This window comes from Pseudomonas sp. BLCC-B112, assembly GCF_028550695.1.
Taxonomy (GTDB): domain Bacteria; phylum Pseudomonadota; class Gammaproteobacteria; order Pseudomonadales; family Pseudomonadaceae; genus Aquipseudomonas; species Aquipseudomonas danubii.
Map to the genome: position 1 here is coordinate 157,779 of NZ_JAQQGK010000011.1, position 18,912 is coordinate 176,690.

Genomic DNA, 18,912 nt, shown 5'->3' on the forward strand with positions numbered 1-18,912 from the left:
CATAAAAACCGGGTCTTGCCCGGCCTTCTGCGTTGCCAAAACACAAAGTCGCGCCATGACGCGGCTGACCTTTCCATCAATGCCTGATGAGGTGCACCCATGTCTGATCAAGATCGAGACAACCCGCGGCGTGAGTTTTTGCGTAAATCCTTGACCTTGATCCCTGTGGTCACCGTCGCCAGTACCGGCCTGGGCAGTTCCATGCTGGCGGCCGCGCCCGAGACGGCCGTCGCTGCCAGGCCGGCGGCGCCGAGCAAGCTGCCCAGCGGCAGCCAGAACTATGAGCCCAGTTACTTCAGCGCCGAAGAGTGGGCCTTCATCAAGGCGGCGGTGGAGCGCCTGATCCCGGCGGACGAAATGGGGCCAGGTGCCCTGGAAGCCGGGGTGCCGGAGTACATCGACCGTCAAATGAACACCCCCTACGCCGCCGGCGCCCTGTGGTACATGCAAGGCCCGTTCAAGGCCGACACCGCACCGGAGATGGGTTGGCAGAGCAAGCTGGTGCCCAAAGACATCTATCGCCTGGGCATCGCCGCTGTGGATGCATGGTGCAAAGACCTCAAGGGTCAAGTTTTTGCTGCGCAAGACAGCGCTACCCGAGACGCTTTGCTCAAGCAGCTGGAAGCCGGAACCCCGCAGTTCGAGGCGCTCCCGGCCAAGCTTTTCTTCAATCTGCTGCTGCAAAACACCAAGGAAGGCTTCTTCAGCGATCCGATCCACGGTGGCAATAAAGGCCTGGTGGGCTGGACCCTGATCGGCTTTCCCGGCGCGCGCGCCGATTTCATGGATTGGGTGGAACGCAACGAGCAATACCCCTTCCCGGCAGTATCGATTCGCGGCCAGAGGGCTTGAGCATGGCAACAGTGATGAAGAAGGTCGACGCGGTGATCGTCGGTTTCGGCTGGACCGGCGCGATCATGGCCAAGGAGCTGACCGAAGCCGGGCTCAACGTGCTGGCGCTGGAGCGCGGGCCAATGCAGGACACCTACCCTGACGGCAGTTATCCCCAGGTGATCGACGAGCTCACCTACAGCGTGCGCAAGAAACTCTTCCAGGACATTTCCAAAGAAACGGTGACCATTCGCCACAGCGTCAACGACGTGGCCTTGCCCAACCGGCAACTCGGCGCCTTCCTGCCGGGCAACGGCGTGGGCGGCGCCGGCCTGCACTGGTCTGGCGTGCACTTTCGCGTCGACCCCATCGAACTGCGCATGCGTAGTCACTACGAAGAGCGCTACGGCAAGCATTTCATCCCCAAGGACATGACCATCCAGGACTTCGGCGTCAGCTACGAAGAGCTGGAGCCGTTCTTCGACTTCGCGGAAAAGGTCTTCGGCACCTCGGGCCAGGCCTGGACCGTGAAGGGCCAGTTGGTGGGCGACGGCAAGGGCGGCAACCCTTATGCGCCGGATCGCTCGGACCACTTCCCCCTGGAGTCGCAGAAAAACACCTATTCCGCACAGCTGTTCCAGAAAGCCGCCCATGAAGTGGGCTACAAGCCCTACAACCTGCCGTCGGCCAATACCTCAGGGCCTTACACCAACCCTTATGGCGCGCAAATGGGCCCGTGCAATTTCTGCGGCTTCTGCAGCGGCTACGTCTGCTACATGTATTCCAAGGCCTCGCCCAACGTGAACATCCTGCCGGCCCTCAAGCCGCTGCCGAATTTCGAGTTGCGCCCCAACGCCCACGTGCTCAAGGTCAACCTCGACAGCAGCAAGGCCCGCGCCACGGGCGTCACCTATGTCGACGGCCAGGGCCGGGAGATCGAGCAGCCGGCGGACCTGGTGATCCTCGGCGCCTTCCAGTTGCACAACGTGCGCCTGATGCTGCTGTCGGGTATCGGCAAGCCCTACGACCCGATCAGCGGCGAAGGCGTGGTGGGCAGGAACTTCGCCTACCAGAACATGGCCACCATCAAGGCCTACTTCGACAAGGACGTGCACACCAACAACTTCATCGGCGCCGGCGGCAACGGCGTGGCGGTGGACGACTTCAACGCCGACAACTTCGACCACGGCCCGCACGGCTTCGTCGGCGGCTCGCCGATGTGGGTCAACCAGGCCGGGAGCCGGCCGATCGCCGGCACCTCGAACCCGCCGGGCACCCCGACTTGGGGCAGCGCCTGGAAGAAGGCCACTGCCGATTACTACACCCACCAGGTATCCATGGACGCCCACGGCGCGCATCAGTCCTACCGCAGCAACTACCTGGATCTGGACCCGGTGTACCGCGATGCCTACGGCTTGCCTCTGCTGCGGATGACCTTCGACTGGCAGGAAAACGACATCAAGATGAACCGTTTCATGGTCGAGAAGATGGGCAAGATCGCCGAGGCGATGAATCCCAAGGCCATTGCCCGACTGGGCAAGCAGGTGGGGGAGCACTTCAACACCGCGTCCTACCAGACCACGCACCTGAACGGTGGCGCGATCATGGGCACCGACCCCAAGACCAGTGCCCTGAACCGCTACTTGCAGAGCTGGGACGTGCACAACGTCTTCGTTCCCGGGGCTTCGGCCTTCCCCCAGGGCCTGGGCTACAACCCCACCGGCCTGGTGGCGGCGCTGACCTACTGGTCGGCCCGGGCGATCCGCGAGCAGTACCTGAAAAACCCCGGCCCACTGGTTCAGGCATAAGGAGCGATGACCATGAAAGCACTCGTTATCGCTACCCTGGCGCTGCTGGGCAGCGCCTCTGTCAGCGCCGCCGAAGTGGATCAGCAGGCCCTGGTGAAGCAGGGCGAGTACCTGGCCCGTGCCGGTGACTGTGTGGCCTGCCACACCGCCAAGGACGGCCAGCCGTTCGCTGGCGGGCTACCGATGGAAACCCCCATCGGGGTGATCTATTCCACCAACATCACCCCGGACAAGACCGGCATCGGCGACTACAGCTTCGAAGACTTCGACCAGGCCGTGCGCCATGGCGTGGCCAAGGACGGCAGCACCCTGTATCCGGCCATGCCCTTCCCGTCCTATGCCCGGGTCAGCGACGCCGACATGCAGGCGCTGTACGCCTACTTCATGAAAGGCGTGGCCCCGGTGGTCAGGGACAACCAGGACAGCGACATTCCCTGGCCCCTGAGCATGCGCTGGCCGCTGTCGATCTGGCGCTGGATGTTCGCCCCGAGCGTGGAGACCCCGGCGCTCGCGACCGACAGCGATCCGGTGATCAGCCGCGGTGCCTATCTGGTGGAGGGCCTGGGCCACTGTGGTGCCTGCCACACGCCCCGGGCCCTGACCATGCAGGAGAAGGCCCTGAGCGCCAGCGACGGCAGTGCTTTCCTGTCCGGCAGCGCGCCGCTGGAGGGCTGGATCGCCAAGAGCCTGCGCGGTGACCACAAGGATGGCCTGGGCAGCTGGAGCGAAGAGCAACTGGTGCAGTTCCTCAAGACCGGCCGCAGCGATCGCAGTGCGGTGTTCGGCGGCATGAGCGATGTGGTGGTGCACAGCATGCAGTACATGAGCGAGGCCGACCTGACGGCTATTGCCCGCTACCTCAAGTCGCTGCCGGCCAATGATCCCAAGGATCAGCCGCACTTGTATGACCAGCAGGTGGCCGAGGCCCTGTGGAAAGGTGACGACAGCCAGCCCGGCGCGGCGGTGTACATCGACAACTGCGCAGCCTGCCATCGCACCGACGGCCAGGGCTACACCCGGGTGTTCCCGGCGCTGGCGGGCAATCCGGTGCTGCAATCGGCGGATGCCACCTCGCTGATTCACATCGTGCTCAAGGGCGGCACCTTGCCGGCCACCCACAGCGCGCCGTCGACCTTCACCATGCCGCCTTTCGCCTGGCGCCTGTCGGACCAGGAGGTGGCCGATGTGGTCAACTTCATCCGCGGCAGCTGGGGCAACCAGGCGTCGGCGGTGAAGGCCGGGGACGTGGCGGCGTTGCGCAATGGCGACCTGCAGAGCACGTCCAACGATGATTTGGGGCCGTTCACTGGTCGCTAGCGTCGAGGCCGGCGCCCGCGCGGGCGTCGGTCCGGTGGTGGCTGTTCAGTCCTGGGTGAAGCGCTGGATGCCCAAGCGGCTTTCCAGTTGATAGCCGGCGATGCAGTCCGCCAGTCCGGCGTTCATCAGGTCTTCCCAGCTGGCGGGGAGCAGGCCGATGCCATCGTGGTGGGCGCTCCAGCGCACCGCGGCGAACTTCGGGTCCGCTTCATCGAAAGGTTGCTGGTCGTTCACTGTGGCCTTTTCGATGTCCTGGGTGCACAGCTCGAATTCGCAGGCCAGGCCCCAGAGCTGGCCATCGGGCGCCCTGACGATGATCAGGTCGGCGCCTTGTTCGTAGCTGGGGAGGTAGGCATCCGCTGCGTAGAAGATCTTTTCCAGCCTGCCAGGTGTCCTGGGCATGTTTGCGCTCCTGTTCTTTGAGCCTGCCTTATACCCCAACGCCACAAACCTGTAGGAGCCGGCTTGCCGGCGAAGGTGCGGCCTGTGTCGCGCCGGGGAGCGTTCACTTGCGGGGGGTGGGTTTCGGTCCGGCGGTGCTGGTCAGATAAATCCGGCTCCATTACTGTGTATGCATACAGTAACGGAGCGCTCCCATGTTCACCCCCCTGCCTCCCCGTGGTCGCGGTACCGCGAGCAATCCGCACAATCGTTTCGCGCCCAATCGTTCGGTGGCCGAGGACGACGGCTGGTACCAGGAAGTGCCGCTGACCCAGGGCACCGAGGTGCGTTTTGAAACGGCGAAATCCATCATTACCCGCAACACCTCGCCTGACCTGCCCTTCGATCGCTCGATCAACCCCTATCGCGGCTGTGAGCACGGCTGCATCTATTGCTACGCGCGGCCCAGCCATGCCTATTGGGATATGTCCCCGGGGCTGGATTTTGAAACCAAGCTGATCGCCAAGAGCAACACCGCCGCGCTGCTGGAGCAGCAACTGTCCAAGCCCGGCTATCGCTGTGCCCCGATCAACCTGGGGTCCAATACCGACCCCTACCAGCCCATCGAGCGTGAGCAGCAACTGACCCGACGCACCCTGGAAGTGCTGCTGCGCTATCGGCATCCGGTGACCATCGTCACCAAGGGCTCGCTGATCCTGAGGGACCTGGACCTGCTGGTCGAGCTGGCCCGGCAGCGGCTGGTGGCGGTGATGATCAGCCTGACCACCCTGGACGATGAGTTGAAGCGCATTCTCGAACCCCGGGCGGCGGCGCCCAAGGCGCGTTTGCGGGCGATCCGGGTGATGCGTGAAGCGGGCGTTCCGGTGGGGGTGCTGTGTTCGCCGATGATCCCGATGATCAACGACAGCGAACTGGAAAGCCTGCTCAGCGAGGCCCATGCCGCCGGGGCGCAGAGTGCGGCCTACATGATGCTGCGCCTGCCCCTGGAGGTGGCGCCGCTGTTCGAGGAGTGGCTGGCGGCGCATTACCCGCAGCGGGCCGCCCATGTGCTCAGCCTGATCCGCCAGAGCCGGGGTGGTGAGCTCTACGACAGCCGTTTCGGCAGCCGCATGCGCGGTGAGGGACCCTTCGCCGACCTGTTGGCCCAGCGTTTCGCCAAGGCGCTCAAGCGTCTGGGGCTCGATCGGCGCGCGGGCTTCGATCTTGATTGCTCGGCCTTCTGTCCGCCGGGGGGGCAGATGTCGTTGCTGTGAGAAGCATTGGCCTATGGTTGCCTAGCGGATGTTGCTGACGGAGGTCCGCTGGTCACCTTTTGACATCGCTCATAGTGGCGTTCTAGAGCGTTCCATTCAGTTTGAGTTAAGTTTTTAGCGCTACCTTGCCCATCAAGTGACCGACGGGTCGCTGTCGGCGCCCCGGTTATTTTTTAATCGATTACTGGCGTCGTGCCGGATAATTCTGGAAAATTCACCAAATCCGACAGAGAGGCTGAATCATGAGTGACAAGGATAAACAGCCGTTGGCTGCGTCGGCTCCCGCACCCACCGAGGTTGCCGAAACCGCCGATGCAGCGCTGCAGCATATCGTTGACGGCTTTTTGCATTTTCATCATGAAGTCTTCCCGCAGCAGGAAGAACTGTTCAAGAAACTCGCCACCGCCCAGCGGCCACGGGCGATGTTCATTGCTTGCGCGGATTCACGCATCGTTCCCGAACTCATTACCCAGAGCTCTCCCGGCGACCTGTTCGTGACCCGCAACGTGGGCAACGTGGTGCCGCCCTATGGGCAGATGAACGGGGGTGTTTCCACGGCGATCGAATACGCGGTGCTGGCCCTTGGGGTGCACCACATCATCGTCTGCGGGCACTCGGACTGCGGCGCCATGCGCGCGGTGCTCAATCCGCAAAGCCTGGAGAAAATGCCTACGGTCAAGGCCTGGCTGCGGCATGCCGAAGTGGCGCGGACCATGGTCCACGAGAACTGCGATTGCGCCGATGAATCCTCCAGCATGCATGTGCTGACCGAGGAGAACGTCATCGCCCAGTTGCAGCATCTGCGCACCCACCCTTCGGTGGCTTCGCGCATGGCCAACGGCCAATTGTTCATCCATGGCTGGGTCTACGACATCGAGACCAGTTCGATCAAGGCCTACGACGCGGACAAGGGCTGTTTCCTGCCGCTCGATGGCACTCATCCGATCCCCGTGGCGACGCCCAAAGCGCGCTTCTAATCCCGCCTAAATACACCTGAGTGGTTGTAGCCAGGGCCGCCGTTTGGCGGTCCGGCTTTGCCACGCCTGAACAAAAGTCAGGAGAACTGTCATGCGTGCAGCACAGTTGAAAAGTGTCCTGCCACGGGAGCTGCTGGCTTCGGTGGTGGTGTTTCTGGTGGCCCTGCCCCTGTGCATGGGGATCGCCATTGCCTCGGGCCTGCCGCCAGCCAAGGGCCTGATCACCGGGATCATCGGCGGGCTGGTGGTGGGCTGGTTGGCGGGCTCGCCCTTGCAGGTCAGCGGTCCGGCTGCCGGGCTGGCGGTGCTGGTGTTCGAACTGGTGCGCCAGCACGGTGTGGCCATGCTCGGGCCGATCCTGCTGTTGGCCGGGCTGCTGCAATTGCTGGCCGGGCGCCTGCGCCTGGGGGGCTGGTTCCGGGTCACGGCGCCGGCGGTGGTCTACGGCATGCTGGCGGGGATTGGTGTGTTGATCGTGCTGTCCCAGGTGCATGTGATGCTCGATGCCGCGCCCCAGGCCTCGGGGCTGGCTAACCTTGTCGGTTTCCCTCAGGCGCTGGCCCAGGCCTTGCCGAGCCTGGGTTGGCAGGCGGGCTTGCTGGGGTTGTCGACCATCGCGCTGATGTGGGGGTGGGACAAGTGGCGGCCACAATCGCTGCGCTTCATTCCGGGGGCGTTGCTGGGTGTGGGCCTGGCGACCCTGGCCAGCCTGGTTCTGGCCCTGGAGGTGAAGCGGGTCGAGGTGCCGGCCAACCTGAGCGAGGCCATCGACTGGCTGCGCCCCGCCGACCTGCTCAATCTGGCGGACCCCAACCTGTTGATCGCGGCCTTCGCCGTGGCCTTCATTGCCAGCGCCGAGACCTTGCTGTCTGCCGCGGCGGTGGATCGCATGCACAGCGGCGTGCGTTCGGACTTCGACCGTGAACTGTCGGCCCAGGGCGTGGGCAATATGCTCTGCGGCCTGCTTGGGGCCTTGCCGATGACCGGGGTCATCGTGCGCAGTTCGGCCAACGTCCAGGCCGGGGCCCAGACCCGTTTCTCGACGATCTTCCATGGTCTGTGGCTGCTGGGTTTCGTGTTGCTGCTGTCCAGCGTGCTGCAGAGCATTCCGGTGGCGAGCCTGGCCGGGGTGCTGGTCTACACCGGCTTCAAGCTGGTGGACCTCAAGGTCTTTCGCGGCCTGGGGCGCTACGGGCGGATGCCGATGTTGACCTACGCGGTGACGGCCCTGGCGATTGTCTTCAGCGATCTGCTGACCGGGGTGCTGATAGGTTTTGCCCTGACGCTGGCCAAGCTGGCGTTCAAGGCCTCGCGCTTGAAGATCAGCCTGATCGACCTTCCCGCCGCCGGCGAGATGGAGCTGCGTCTGATGGGGGCCGCGACCTTTCTCAAAGTGCCGGCCCTGACTCGGGTTCTGGCGAGCATTCCACCGGCGACGACGGTGCATGTGCCTCTCAACCACCTCAGTTACATCGATCACGCCTGCCTGGAGCTGCTGGAGGAATGGACTCGGGCCAATCAGGCCAAGGGGTCGCGGTTGATGATCGAGGCGCGGGGCTTGAAGCGACGCCTGGAAGGACGCTTGAGCAGTGGTGGTGGGATTGGAGTGGCGTCAGCAAGAAGTTGATGGCAGCAGGGAATGGGCTGCCCCCTTCGCCACAAGGCTCGTTGCGAGCCTTGCTGGCGAGGAGTGGGTTCAGGCGGCGGGCTGGTCGAGCTCTAGCTCCACGCCCAGCTGGCGTGACAGGCAGGGCCAGCGTTTCCAGGCGGCCTCGGTGTCCGGGCTGTTGAGTTTGTCGCGGTAGGCTTCCACTGATTCCAGGGCGAAGCTCTCTTCGTCGAGCATGGCGTCGACCGCGTGGTGTACCGCTTCGTCCAGCTGGTTGGCGAAGGTTTCACCGATCAGTTGGTGGGCGATGAGGTTGGCGACCGTCATGTCCAGGGGGATCAGTGGACGGCTGAAGTGCTTGATGTACAGATCGTTGACCTCTTCCACCAGGCGCAGTGCCAGGTAGGCTTCGTCCAGCAGGCTGTCGAGGCCGACGTGGCCGTCCATGATGGCCGGCGGCTGGAGGAAGAATTGCTCGGCGATCTTCAGTACAGGCTTGATCTGCGATTCGATGCCGGCTTCACGGGCCACCGCATTAGCGGCGTCCAGCAGGTCCGGAACCTGGTCGATGTAGGCGCTGACGAAACGGGTCATGACGTCCTTGGCGTCGACTTCGGGCAGCTGGATGGCAGGGTGCAGGTGAGGCAGTTGCGTTTCCAACTGACGGGTCAGAAGGCCTGTGCTGGCTTCGTGTTGCCGGGCCAGTTGGATCTGCTCGCGCAATGCGGCGGTGTTCATGAAAACTCCAGGGAACAAGGGCAATTGAATAGGGAGAACATAAGTTAGCCTGCTTACGAAAATGCTTAAGACGCATTTGTCATAATTATTTCATGCTTAGACAGCGGGGTTATATCGTTCTGCCATCCCGGGCACTCGATCCCTTTTGTGCCGTGGCCTGCAAACCTCCTTTCCAGTGTTTCAGCTGATTTACGCCCTCGCGTTGCGAGGTCAGAGTCGCTGTCTATACTCGCCATTGTATGAAGTTAGCTGATGACGCCCGACTGCAAATGCAGCGAGGCCCGGCCGGTTTAAGTTCGTAGTCTAGGCAGCCGCTCCCTTGCCGCAGGTGTTAAGCCGGCGGGATAACAAGAACGATAAGGGGAACCCGCAATGATGCGACATCCACATGTCTGGATGGGCCTCCTGTTGTTGTCGATATTCAGCCAGGCGCAAGCCGCCTGGACGGTGAATATGACGCCTGGGGCTACCGAGATAAGCCACGCGGTATTCGACCTGCACATGACCATCTTCTGGATCTGTGTGGTGATCGGCGTCATCGTCTTCGGCGCGATGTTCTGGTCAATGATCGTTCACCGCCGCTCCACGGGCCAGGTCCCGGCCCGGTTCCACGAAAGCACCACCGTGGAAATCCTCTGGACCATCATCCCCTTCCTGATCCTGGTGGCCATGGCTGTCCCGGCGACGGCGACCCTGATCAAGATGTACGACACCAGCGAGCCGGACGTGGACATTCAGATCACCGGTTACCAGTGGAAGTGGCACTACAAATACCTCGGCCAGGATGTGGAGTTTTTCAGCAACCTGGCCACCCCCGCCGAGCAGATCCACAACAAGAGCGTCAAGGGCGAGCACTACCTGCTGGAAGTCGACCAGCCCCTGGTGCTGCCGGTGGGGGCCAAGGTGCGCTTCCTGGTGACCGCCGCCGACGTGATCCACTCCTGGTGGGTGCCGGCCTTTGCGGTCAAGCGTGACGCCATCCCGGGCTTCGTCAACGAAGCCTGGACCCGGGTCGACAAGCCCGGCATCTACCGTGGCCAGTGCGCCGAGCTGTGCGGCAAGGACCACGGCTTCATGCCGATCGTGGTGGAGGTCAAGAGCCAGGCCGACTACGACACCTGGATGGGCGAGCGCAAGGCCGAGGCCGCCAAGCTCAAGGAGCTGACCAGCAAGGAATGGACCCTCGATGAGCTGGTGGCCCGTGGCGATAAGGTCTACCACACCGCTTGCGTCGCCTGTCACCAGGCGGAAGGCCAGGGCCTGCCGCCGATGTTCCCGGCCCTCAAGGGCTCGAAGATCGCCACCGGGCCCAAGGGCGATCACTTGAATATCGTCCTTCACGGCAAACCGGGGACTGCCATGGCGGCCTTCGGCAAGCAGTTGTCGGAAGTCGACATCGCCGCCGTCGTCACTTACGAGCGCAACGCCTGGGGCAACAACAAGGGCGACATGGTCACGCCAAAAGAAGTGCTGGCGCTGAAACAGGCGGAAAGCAAATGAGCCGGCTTATTGGGTATTTCCGCAACCGCTCGGGGTGCAGTGTCCCTGAGCGTCCAGCCCACCCGTTTGCAGGAGACAGGGCATGAGTGCAGTGATCGATGACCACGGCCACGCCGGCCATGATGACCACGCCCATGGTCCCGCCAAGGGCCTGATGCGCTGGGTACTGACCACCAACCACAAGGACATCGGCACCCTGTACCTGTGGTTCAGCTTCGCGATGTTCCTGCTGGGCGGCTCCTTCGCCATGGTGATCCGCGCCGAGCTGTTCCAGCCCGGGCTGCAGATCGTCGAGCCGGCGTTCTTCAACCAGATGACCACCATGCATGGCCTGGTGATGGTCTTCGGCGCGGTGATGCCGGCTTTCGTCGGCCTGGCCAACTGGATGATTCCGCTGATGATCGGCGCCCCGGACATGGCCCTGCCGCGGATGAACAACTTCAGCTTCTGGCTGTTGCCGGCGGCCTTCCTGATGCTGGTTTCGACGTTATTCATGCCCGGCGGCGGGCCGAACTTCGGCTGGACCTTCTACGCCCCGCTGTCCACCACCTACGCCCCGGAAAGCGTGACCTTCTTCATTTTCGCCATCCACCTGATGGGCATCAGTTCGATCATGGGGGCGATCAACGTGATCGCCACCATCCTCAACCTGCGTGCCCCGGGCATGACCCTGATGAAGATGCCGCTGTTCGTCTGGACCTGGCTGATCACCGCCTTCCTGCTGATCGCAGTGATGCCGGTGCTGGCCGGCTGCGTGACCATGATGCTGATGGATATTCACTTCGGCACCAGCTTCTTCAGTGCCGCCGGCGGCGGCGACCCGGTCTTGTTCCAGCACGTGTTCTGGTTCTTCGGCCACCCCGAGGTGTACATCATGATCCTGCCGGCCTTCGGCGCCGTCAGCTCGATCATCCCCACCTTCAGCCGCAAGCCGCTGTTCGGCTACACCTCGATGGTCTATGCCACCGGAGCCATTGCCTTCCTGTCGTTCATCGTCTGGGCGCACCACATGTTCGTGGTGGGCATCCCGCTGGTGGGCGAACTGTTCTTCATGTACGCCACCCTGCTGATTGCCGTGCCCACCGGGGTCAAGGTATTCAACTGGGCGAGCACCATGTGGCAGGGCGCGCTGACGTTCGAGACACCGATGCTGTTTGCCGTGGCCTTTGTCATTCTGTTCACCATTGGCGGCTTTTCCGGGTTGATGCTGGCCATCGCCCCGGCGGACTTCCAGTACCAGGACACCTATTTCGTGGTGGCGCATTTCCACTACGTGCTGGTGCCGGGTGCGATCTTCGGGATCTTCGCCTCGGCCTATTACTGGTTGCCCAAGTGGACCGGGTACATGTACGACGAAACCCTGGGCAAGCTGCACTTCTGGCTGTCCTTCGTCGGCATGAACATGGCCTTCTTCCCTATGCACTTCGTGGGTCTGGCGGGCATGCCGCGGCGGATTCCGGACTACAACCTGCAGTTCGCCGACTTCAACATGGTGTCCTCCATCGGGGCCTTCACCTTCGGCGCGACGCAGATCTTCTTCCTGTTCATCGTCATCAAGTGCATTCGCGGTGGCAAACCGGCCCCGGCCAAGCCGTGGGAAGGGGCCGAAGGGCTGGAGTGGAGCATTCCATCGCCGGCGCCGTACCACACCTTCGTCACGCCACCGGAAGTGAAATGAACAGCTGTGTTGTAGGAGCGAGCTTGCTCGCGAAGGCGCCAGAACCTGGTGCCCGGTTCGTCGGCAAGCCGGCTCCTACAGGTTCGGGAGGACGTTGAGATGGCCGAGATCTCGCTGAAGAAGCTGGTGACCCGCCTGTTGCTGGTGGTGGCGGCGATGTTCGTTTTCGGTTTTGCCCTGGTGCCGATCTACGACGTGATGTGCAAGGCCTTGGGCATCAATGGCAAGACCGGCGGGCAGTACGCGGACCAGGGGCAGCAGATCGACGCTTCGCGCCAGGTGCGGGTGCAGTTCCTGTCCACCAATGCCATCGACATGGTCTGGGAGTTCTATCCCAAGTCTGATGACATCGTGGTCCATCCGGGGGCGGTGAACGAGATGGTCTTCATCGCCCGCAACCCCAGCGATCACCCGATGAGCGCCCAGGCCATCCCGAGCATCTCCCCCAGCAGCGCGGCCATGTATTTCCACAAGACCGAGTGCTTCTGCTTTACCCAGCAGGTGCTGCAGCCCGGGGAGAAGATCGAGATGCCGGTGCGTTTCATCGTTGACCGCGACATGCCCAAGGATGTGAAGCACCTGACGCTGGCTTACACGCTGTTCGATATCACCGCGCGTCATCCACCGGTGGCGGTTGCCGCCAAGACCGGTGGATAGACGATCTGGCGTGCCCGATAAGGAGAACAACCCATGGCGACTCATGAGCACTATTACGTTCCTGCCCAGAGCAAGTGGCCGATCATTGCGACGGTGGGCATGTTCGTCACCGTGTTCGGCCTGGCGACCTGGTTCAACGACCTCAAGGCGGCGCGCCCGGAATCCCATGGCCCGCTGATCTTTTTCGTCGGTAGCCTGCTGCTGGCCTACATGCTGTTCGGCTGGTTTGGCGCGGTGATCAAGGAAAGCCGCGCCGGCTTGTACAGTGCTCAGCTCGACCGCTCGTTCCGCTGGGGCATGAGCTGGTTCATCTTTTCCGAAGTGATGTTCTTCCTGGCCTTCTTCGGCGCGCTGTTCTATGTGCGACACCTGTCCGGGCCCTGGCTCGGCGGTGAGGGGAACAAGGGCATCGCCCATATGCTTTGGCCGAACTTCGAGTTCGTCTGGCCCCTGCTCAACAACCCCGATCCGAAACTCTTTCCATCGCCCACGGGCACCATCAGCCCCTGGGGCTTGCCGCTGCTCAACACCGTGCTGCTGGTCAGTTCCAGTGTCACCGTGACCATCGCCCACCATGCCCTGAAGAAAGGCCATCGTGGAGCGCTGAAGATCTGGTTGGCGCTGACCGTGCTGCTGGGGTGCGCCTTCCTCGGCTTCCAGGCCGAAGAGTACATCCACGCCTATCGCGAGCTGGGCCTGACGCTGGGCTCGGGGATCTACGGCGCCACCTTCTTCATGCTCACCGGTTTCCACGGCGCCCACGTGACCATCGGCACCTTGATCCTGTTCGTGATGCTGATGCGTGTCATGCGTGGGCATTTCGACGCCGAACATCAGTTCGGCTTTGAAGCGGCCAGCTGGTACTGGCACTTCGTCGATGTGGTGTGGATCGGTCTGTTCGTTTTCGTCTACGTGCTCTGACGACCTGCTGCGCCCTACCAGGGCGCGTGGGACACCAGTTGGCCGCTGAAGAAACCCCAGGCGATCAAGCCCACGGTGATCGCGGCCAGGCACACCCGAATACTCAAGGCGGTCACCAGGCGTTTGGATTGGCTGTCGTCCTTGACCAGAAAGAACAGGCCGCTGAACAGGCTGATAACCGTGGCAATCAGCATCAGGACGATGGCTGCTTTGAGCATGGTGGGACTCCGGGGGAAACGCGATGTACAGCAGTATAGCGAGTGGATTTCTCAGCCTTGCGGGCCGGCCATGAAAGGCTTCCGGCCGGGAGTCGTGCCGACCCTGGTGGTGCTGTTGCTGCTGCCTGCGCTGGTTTCCCTGGGCTTCTGGCAACTGAGCCGTGGCGAGCAGAAGCGCCAATTGCTGACCAGCTACGCCGAGCGCCGCGCGGCCGAGCCGGTGTCGTTGTTCGAGTTGCTGGCGGTCGAAGACCCGGCCTTTCGTCGGGTGCGCCTGCACGGTCATTTCGATGCCGATCACAGCCTGCTGCTGGACAACCGCCTGCACGACGGCAAGGTCGGGGTCGAGCTGCTGCAACCCTTCCTCGATCAGGCCAGCGGGCGCTGGTTGCTGGTCAATCGTGGCTGGCTGCCCTGGCCGGATCGGCGCACGCCTGCGGCATTCAGCACCCCGGAGCAGAGCCTGAGTCTGGATGCCTGGGTCTACGTTTCTCCGGGCGCGGCGTTCCAGCTGCAGGCCGACCCGGCGGCTGCGCGCTGGCCACGGTTGATCACCGCCGTGAACCCGGAGGCTCTCTGGGCCGAGCTTGGCCGCAGCGGCTTCAACCATGAAGTGCGTCAGGAGTCCGGTGCTGGCGCCTACCTGACCGCGTGGCCGGTGGTGGCCATGGGGCCGGAAAAACACCTGGGCTATGCCGTGCAGTGGTTCGCCATGGCCCTGGCCCTGCTGCTCCTCTATCTCTATTTCGGCTGGCACAACGCACGGGAGAACCGCCATGGGAACGGCCATGAATCCACCCAACATCTCTGACGCCCAGGTGCCCAACCGGCGCCGCGGCCGTTGGCAACTGATCCTGATCCTGCTGATGGTGATCGGTCCGATGATCCTCGCCACCGGCATGTACAAGCTGCAGTTCTGGGTGCCGGAAAGCCGCAGCTATCACGGTGAGCTGATCGGCAATGGCCAGACCCGGGCGCAGATCGGCGTGCAGTCCGAGGAGGCTCGCTGGCAGATCCTGGTCACGGCCCCCAAGGCGTGTGATGCCGATTGCCAGCAATTGGTGTACCTGGCGCGGCAGATACAGGTGGCCCTGGGCCGCGATGCTTCGCGGGCCAGCCATGCCCTGGCCAGCGCCCAGCCGCTGAGCGCCGAATACCAAGCCAGGCTGCAGCGCGAGTACCCGCAGTTGCAACGCTACCCCCTGGACCTGGTGACCTATGCCAAAGGCGTCAACGACAAGGACGCGCCGCAGCTGTGGATCGTCGATCCCCACAGCAATCTGGTGTTGCGCTACGACGCTCGGGTCAAGGGCAAGGACCTGCTCAATGACCTGCGGCACCTGCTGAAACTGTCGAATATCGGATAAGGGCATCGTCATGGCCAAACCTGGATTTCGCCTCGCGTTGTTTGCCACTTTGCTGGCTCTGATCGTGGTGCTGCTGGGCGCCTACACCCGGCTGACCCACGCGGGCCTGGGCTGCCCGGACTGGCCCGGCTGCTACGGTTTTATCAGCGTGCCCAAAAGCGAAGCCCAACTGGCCCATGCCGAACTGCATTTTCCCGACACCCCGGTGGAAGCCCACAAGGGCTGGAACGAGATGATCCACCGCTATTTCGCCGGCACCCTGGGGCTGTTGATCGTGCTGCTGGCGGCCCGCGCCTGGACCCATCGCCGGCATCCCGGGCAGCCCCTGAAGCTGCCGCTGTTCCTGATGGTGGTGGTGTTTGCCCAGGCGGCCTTCGGCATGTGGACGGTCACCCTCAAGCTCTGGCCGCAAGTGGTCACCGCGCACCTGCTGGGGGGCTTTGCCACCTTGAGCCTGCTGTTCCTGCTGACCTTGCGCTTGTCCGGCGTGCTGCCGGCGCTGATTGTGCCGCGGCGCCTGCAGTACTGGGCAACGGCCGGGCTGGTGCTGGTGATCGGGCAGATCGCCCTGGGCGGCTGGGTCAGCTCCAACTACGCCGCCGTGGCCTGCATCGACCTGCCCACCTGCCATGGCCAGTGGTGGCCAAACATGGATTTCGCCAACGGCTTTCACCTGACCCAGCACATCGGTCCCAACTACCTGGGCGGGCAACTGGACAGTGACGCCCGCACCGCCATCCACATGACCCACCGGGTGGGCGCGGTGCTGGTGACCCTGGTGTTGCTGGGGCTGGCCTGGCAACTCCGGCAAACCGGCATGACCCGCCTGGCCGGGCTGGTGCTGGTGGCGCTGGCGGCGCAGGTCAGCCTGGGCATCAGCAACGTGCTGTTCCATTTGCCGCTGCCGGTGGCGGTGGCGCACAACGCCGGGGGCGCGGCGCTGCTGCTGACCCTGGTGCTGGTCAACTATCACGCCCGTACCAGCCTGGTGCAGGCCCGGGATCGCCTGCCCCTGGGCTGGCGTCTCAGCCCGCGCAAACAGATGGCGGGTCCCATCACCATCAAAGGAGAGATGCCATGGCGACTCTGATCAGCGAACGTCAGCATCCCCAGGCCATCTGGCGCGATTACCTGGAGCTGACCAAACCCAAGGTGGTGGTGCTGATGCTGATCACCTCCCTGGTGGGCATGTTCCTCGCCACCCGCGCGGGGGTGCCGTGGACGGTGCTGGTGTTCGGCAACCTGGGCATTGCCCTGTGCGCGGGTGGCGCGGCGGTGGTGAACCATGTGGTGGACCGACGCATCGACGCGCTGATGGCCCGGACCCACAAACGGCCCCTGGCCCAAGGCCGGGTTTCACCCCGGGCGGCCTTGGCGTTCGCCCTGTGCCTCGCGTTGGCCGGGCAAGCGCTGCTGCTGGCGTTCACCAATCCGCTCACGGCCTGGCTGACCCTGGCGTCCTTGCTGGGCTACGCGGTGGTCTACACCGGCTTTCTGAAACGCGCGACGCCGCAGAACATCGTGATCGGCGGGCTGGCCGGTGCGGCGCCGCCGCTGCTGGGCTGGGTTGCTGCTACCGGGCACTTGAGCGCCGAGCCGCTGCTGCTGGTGCTGATCATTTTCGCCTGGACCCCGCCGCACTTCTGGGCCCTGGCCATCCATCGCAAGGAGGAATACGCCAAGGCCGATATCCCGATGCTGCCGGTGACCCACGGTGAGCACTACACCAAGGTGCACATCCTGCTCTATACCTTTGCCCTGCTGGCGGTGAGCCTGCTGCCCTATGCCATCCACATGAGCGGCGTGCTGTACCTGGTGTGCGCTTTGCTTCTGGGCGGGCGCTTCCTGCAATGGGCCTGGGTGCTGTACCGTGGCACTCGGCCGCACGCGGCGATCAACACCTTCAAGTACTCTATTTACTACTTGTTCCTGCTGTTCATCGCCCTGCTCGTAGACCACTACCTATTGTTGAACCTATGACTCGAACTCAGAAAACCGTCTTTATTCTCGTTGCGCTGGTGGCCCTGATCCTGGGGCTGACCGTCAACAAAGTACTGTCCGGCAAGGGTCAGGGCGATCCCACCGCATTGATCGACGCCGGCATCATCCTCCTGCCCCAGAGCCGTACGCTGCCTGCGGTGAAGATGCTCGACCAGGACGGCCAGCCCGTGGTGATCGATGAGTTGAAGGGCAAGTGGTCGCTGCTGTTCTTCGGCTACACCTTCTGCCCGGACATCTGCCCCACCACCCTGGCTCAACTGCGGCAGATCAAGAGTGAGCTGCCCAAAGAGGCGGTGGACAAGCTGCAGGTGATTCTGGTCAGCGTCGACCCCAACCGCGATACGCCGCAACAGCTCAAGCAGTACCTGGGCTACTTCGACAAGGACTTCAAGGGCCTGACCGCCGCCTCGGTGGAAGACCTGCAGAAGCTCGCCAACGCGGTGAGCATTCCCTTCATTCCGGCGGACACCAGCAAGCCCAACTACACCGTGGACCACAGTGGCAACCTCGCGGTGATCGGTCCGGACGGCCACCAGCGTGGCTTTATCCGCGCACCGTTGAACAACCAGAAGCTGGTGGCCCAATTGCCGGTGATGTTGCAGCGCCAATAACGCGGCATGCTTGAACCGTTGAACCGTTGAACCGTTGAACCGTTGAACCGTTGAACCGTTGAACCGTTGAACCGCTGAATCCTGTAGCCGCTGCCGCAGGCTGCGATCGGCCTCGAAGAGGACGCGTGCTTGAGGCCCTCGGAAGGCGCTTTGCGCCTTATCGCAGCCTTCGGCAGCGGTTACAAACAAAACGGGGCGCCCAAGGCGCCCCGTTTGTATTTCTGCAACCGATCAGAACGCTGGCAGTACGGCGCCTTTGTACTTCTCGAGAATGAATTGCTTCACTTCTGGGCTGTGCAGGGCGGCGACCAGTTTCTTCATGGCGTCCGAGTCCTTGTCGTCAGGACGGGCGACCAGGATGTTCACGTAAGGCGAATCCTTGCCTTCGATCACCAGGGCATCCTTGGAAGGGTCCAGCTTGGCCTGCAGGGCGTAGTTGGTGTTGATCAGGGCCAGGTCGACCTGAGTCAGCACGCGGGGGATGGTGGCGGCTTCCAGTTCGCGGAACTTCAGGTCCTTGGAGTTCTCGGTGATGTCCTTGATGGTGGCCAGGATGTTGTTGGAATCCTTGAGCTTGATCAGGCCGGCTTTGTCCAGCAGCAACAGGGCGCGACCGCCGTTGGTGGCGTCGTTGGGGATCACCACGGTGGCGCCGCCTGGCAATTCGGAGAGTTGCTTGTATTTGCTGGAGTAGGCGCCCAGGGGTTCCAGGTGCACGCCGGCCACGCTCACCAGCTTGGTGCCCTTGGCCTTGTTGAACTCATCCAGGTATGGCTGGTGCTGGAAGAAGTTGGCGTCCAGGCGTTTTTCGGCCACTTGCACGTTGGGCTGCACGTAGTCGGTGAAGACCTTGACCTTCAGGTCCACGCCTTCTTTGGCCAGGGCCGGTTTGACGAATTCCAGGATCTCGGCGTGGGGCACCGGTGTGGCGGCCACGGTCAGGGTTTCGGCGGCGTGCGCGGAGAACGCGGCAACGGCTGCGAAAGCGACGAGTAGTTTTTTCATCGAACAAGCTCCTTGTAAG

The 18,912-nt window shown here is 63.1% G+C and carries 19 protein-coding genes; 15 read left to right on the top strand and 4 right to left on the bottom strand.

Annotated features, from left to right (window positions below):
* The first annotated feature begins 99 nt into the window (after window positions 1-99).
* The 3 genes from PQT43_RS26290 to PQT43_RS26300 are packed head-to-tail and all read left to right on the top strand — an operon-like array spanning window position 100 to window position 3,956.
* Window positions 100-852, top strand: a complete 753-nt coding sequence (locus PQT43_RS26290; RefSeq protein ID WP_267269169.1) for a gluconate 2-dehydrogenase subunit 3 family protein — start codon at window positions 100-102, stop codon at window positions 850-852.
* Window positions 853-854: 2 nt separating this feature from the next.
* The gene (locus tag PQT43_RS26295; RefSeq protein WP_110594130.1) at window positions 855-2,639 is read left to right on the top strand and encodes a GMC family oxidoreductase; all 1,785 of its coding nucleotides are present in this window, start codon (window positions 855-857) and stop codon (window positions 2,637-2,639) included.
* A gap of 12 nt (window positions 2,640-2,651) precedes the next feature.
* The gene (locus PQT43_RS26300) at window positions 2,652-3,956 is read left to right on the top strand and encodes a c-type cytochrome (protein ID WP_267269170.1); all 1,305 of its coding nucleotides are present in this window, start codon (window positions 2,652-2,654) and stop codon (window positions 3,954-3,956) included.
* Between the two features lie 45 nt (window positions 3,957-4,001).
* Here PQT43_RS26300 and PQT43_RS26305 read toward each other — a convergent pair whose 3' ends face one another.
* Window positions 4,002-4,358, bottom strand: a complete 357-nt coding sequence (locus PQT43_RS26305) for a hypothetical protein (RefSeq protein ID WP_110652527.1) — start codon at window positions 4,356-4,358, stop codon at window positions 4,002-4,004.
* A gap of 194 nt (window positions 4,359-4,552) precedes the next feature.
* Between PQT43_RS26305 and PQT43_RS26310 the strand changes: the two genes are divergently transcribed.
* From PQT43_RS26310 to PQT43_RS26320, 3 genes are all read left to right on the top strand, one after another.
* Window positions 4,553-5,611 (top strand): PA0069 family radical SAM protein, encoded by a 1,059-nt coding sequence (locus PQT43_RS26310; RefSeq protein WP_110594127.1) that lies wholly within the window; start codon window positions 4,553-4,555, stop codon window positions 5,609-5,611.
* A gap of 242 nt (window positions 5,612-5,853) precedes the next feature.
* On the top strand, window positions 5,854-6,588 hold the full coding sequence (locus tag PQT43_RS26315) for a carbonic anhydrase (protein ID WP_102862473.1): 735 nt from the start codon (window positions 5,854-5,856) through the stop codon (window positions 6,586-6,588).
* Between the two features lie 91 nt (window positions 6,589-6,679).
* The gene (locus tag PQT43_RS26320; RefSeq protein WP_253084155.1) at window positions 6,680-8,215 is read left to right on the top strand and encodes a SulP family inorganic anion transporter; all 1,536 of its coding nucleotides are present in this window, start codon (window positions 6,680-6,682) and stop codon (window positions 8,213-8,215) included.
* A 69-nt stretch (window positions 8,216-8,284) separates the two neighbouring features.
* Here PQT43_RS26320 and PQT43_RS26325 read toward each other — a convergent pair whose 3' ends face one another.
* Window positions 8,285-8,935: a hypothetical protein gene (locus tag PQT43_RS26325; RefSeq protein ID WP_253084156.1), complete on the bottom strand. Its 651-nt coding sequence runs from the start codon at window positions 8,933-8,935 to the stop codon at window positions 8,285-8,287.
* 372 nt (window positions 8,936-9,307) lie between these two features.
* Here PQT43_RS26325 and coxB point away from each other — a divergent pair, with 372 nt between their 5' ends.
* From coxB to PQT43_RS26345, 4 genes are all read left to right on the top strand, one after another.
* On the top strand, window positions 9,308-10,435 hold the full coding sequence (gene coxB / locus PQT43_RS26330) for a cytochrome c oxidase subunit II (RefSeq protein ID WP_102862476.1): 1,128 nt from the start codon (window positions 9,308-9,310) through the stop codon (window positions 10,433-10,435).
* 82 nt (window positions 10,436-10,517) lie between these two features.
* Complete coding sequence (gene ctaD, locus PQT43_RS26335) at window positions 10,518-12,113, top strand: cytochrome c oxidase subunit I (protein ID WP_272755035.1); 1,596 nt, start codon at window positions 10,518-10,520, stop codon at window positions 12,111-12,113.
* Window positions 12,114-12,212: 99 nt separating this feature from the next.
* Window positions 12,213-12,770, top strand: coding sequence for a cytochrome c oxidase assembly protein (locus PQT43_RS26340; RefSeq protein ID WP_102862478.1), 558 nt, complete (start codon window positions 12,213-12,215; stop codon window positions 12,768-12,770).
* Between the two features lie 33 nt (window positions 12,771-12,803).
* Window positions 12,804-13,691 carry a cytochrome c oxidase subunit 3 gene (locus PQT43_RS26345; RefSeq protein ID WP_102881438.1) on the top strand — a complete coding sequence of 296 codons (888 nt, stop codon included), beginning with the start codon at window positions 12,804-12,806 and terminating at the stop codon, window positions 13,689-13,691.
* Window positions 13,692-13,705: 14 nt separating this feature from the next.
* Here PQT43_RS26345 and PQT43_RS26350 read toward each other — a convergent pair whose 3' ends face one another.
* Window positions 13,706-13,909, bottom strand: a complete 204-nt coding sequence (locus tag PQT43_RS26350; protein WP_016967712.1) for a twin transmembrane helix small protein — start codon at window positions 13,907-13,909, stop codon at window positions 13,706-13,708.
* A gap of 70 nt (window positions 13,910-13,979) precedes the next feature.
* Here PQT43_RS26350 and PQT43_RS26355 point away from each other — a divergent pair, with 70 nt between their 5' ends.
* The 5 genes from PQT43_RS26355 to PQT43_RS26375 are packed head-to-tail and all read left to right on the top strand — an operon-like array spanning window position 13,980 to window position 17,888.
* Entirely contained in the window at window positions 13,980-14,720 is a 741-nt protein-coding gene (locus PQT43_RS26355) for an SURF1 family protein (protein ID WP_110594124.1), read from the top strand.
* Window positions 14,686-15,276 carry a hypothetical protein gene (locus PQT43_RS26360; protein ID WP_110594123.1) on the top strand — a complete coding sequence of 197 codons (591 nt, stop codon included), beginning with the start codon at window positions 14,686-14,688 and terminating at the stop codon, window positions 15,274-15,276. The genes PQT43_RS26355 and PQT43_RS26360 overlap by 35 nt, the downstream gene beginning before the upstream one ends.
* A gap of 10 nt (window positions 15,277-15,286) precedes the next feature.
* The gene (locus PQT43_RS26365) at window positions 15,287-16,366 is read left to right on the top strand and encodes a COX15/CtaA family protein (protein ID WP_213664506.1); all 1,080 of its coding nucleotides are present in this window, start codon (window positions 15,287-15,289) and stop codon (window positions 16,364-16,366) included.
* A complete protein-coding gene (gene cyoE / locus PQT43_RS26370; RefSeq protein ID WP_110652531.1) occupies window positions 16,354-17,256 on the top strand; it encodes a heme o synthase in 903 nt (300 codons plus the stop codon). The genes PQT43_RS26365 and cyoE overlap by 13 nt, the downstream gene beginning before the upstream one ends.
* Entirely contained in the window at window positions 17,253-17,888 is a 636-nt protein-coding gene (locus tag PQT43_RS26375) for an SCO family protein (protein ID WP_102862483.1), read from the top strand. Before cyoE ends, PQT43_RS26375 begins: the two co-directional genes overlap by 4 nt.
* A gap of 231 nt (window positions 17,889-18,119) precedes the next feature.
* Here PQT43_RS26375 and PQT43_RS26380 read toward each other — a convergent pair whose 3' ends face one another.
* Window positions 18,120-18,893 carry a MetQ/NlpA family ABC transporter substrate-binding protein gene (locus PQT43_RS26380; protein WP_102862484.1) on the bottom strand — a complete coding sequence of 258 codons (774 nt, stop codon included), beginning with the start codon at window positions 18,891-18,893 and terminating at the stop codon, window positions 18,120-18,122.
* Window positions 18,894-18,912: the final 19 nt, after the last annotated feature.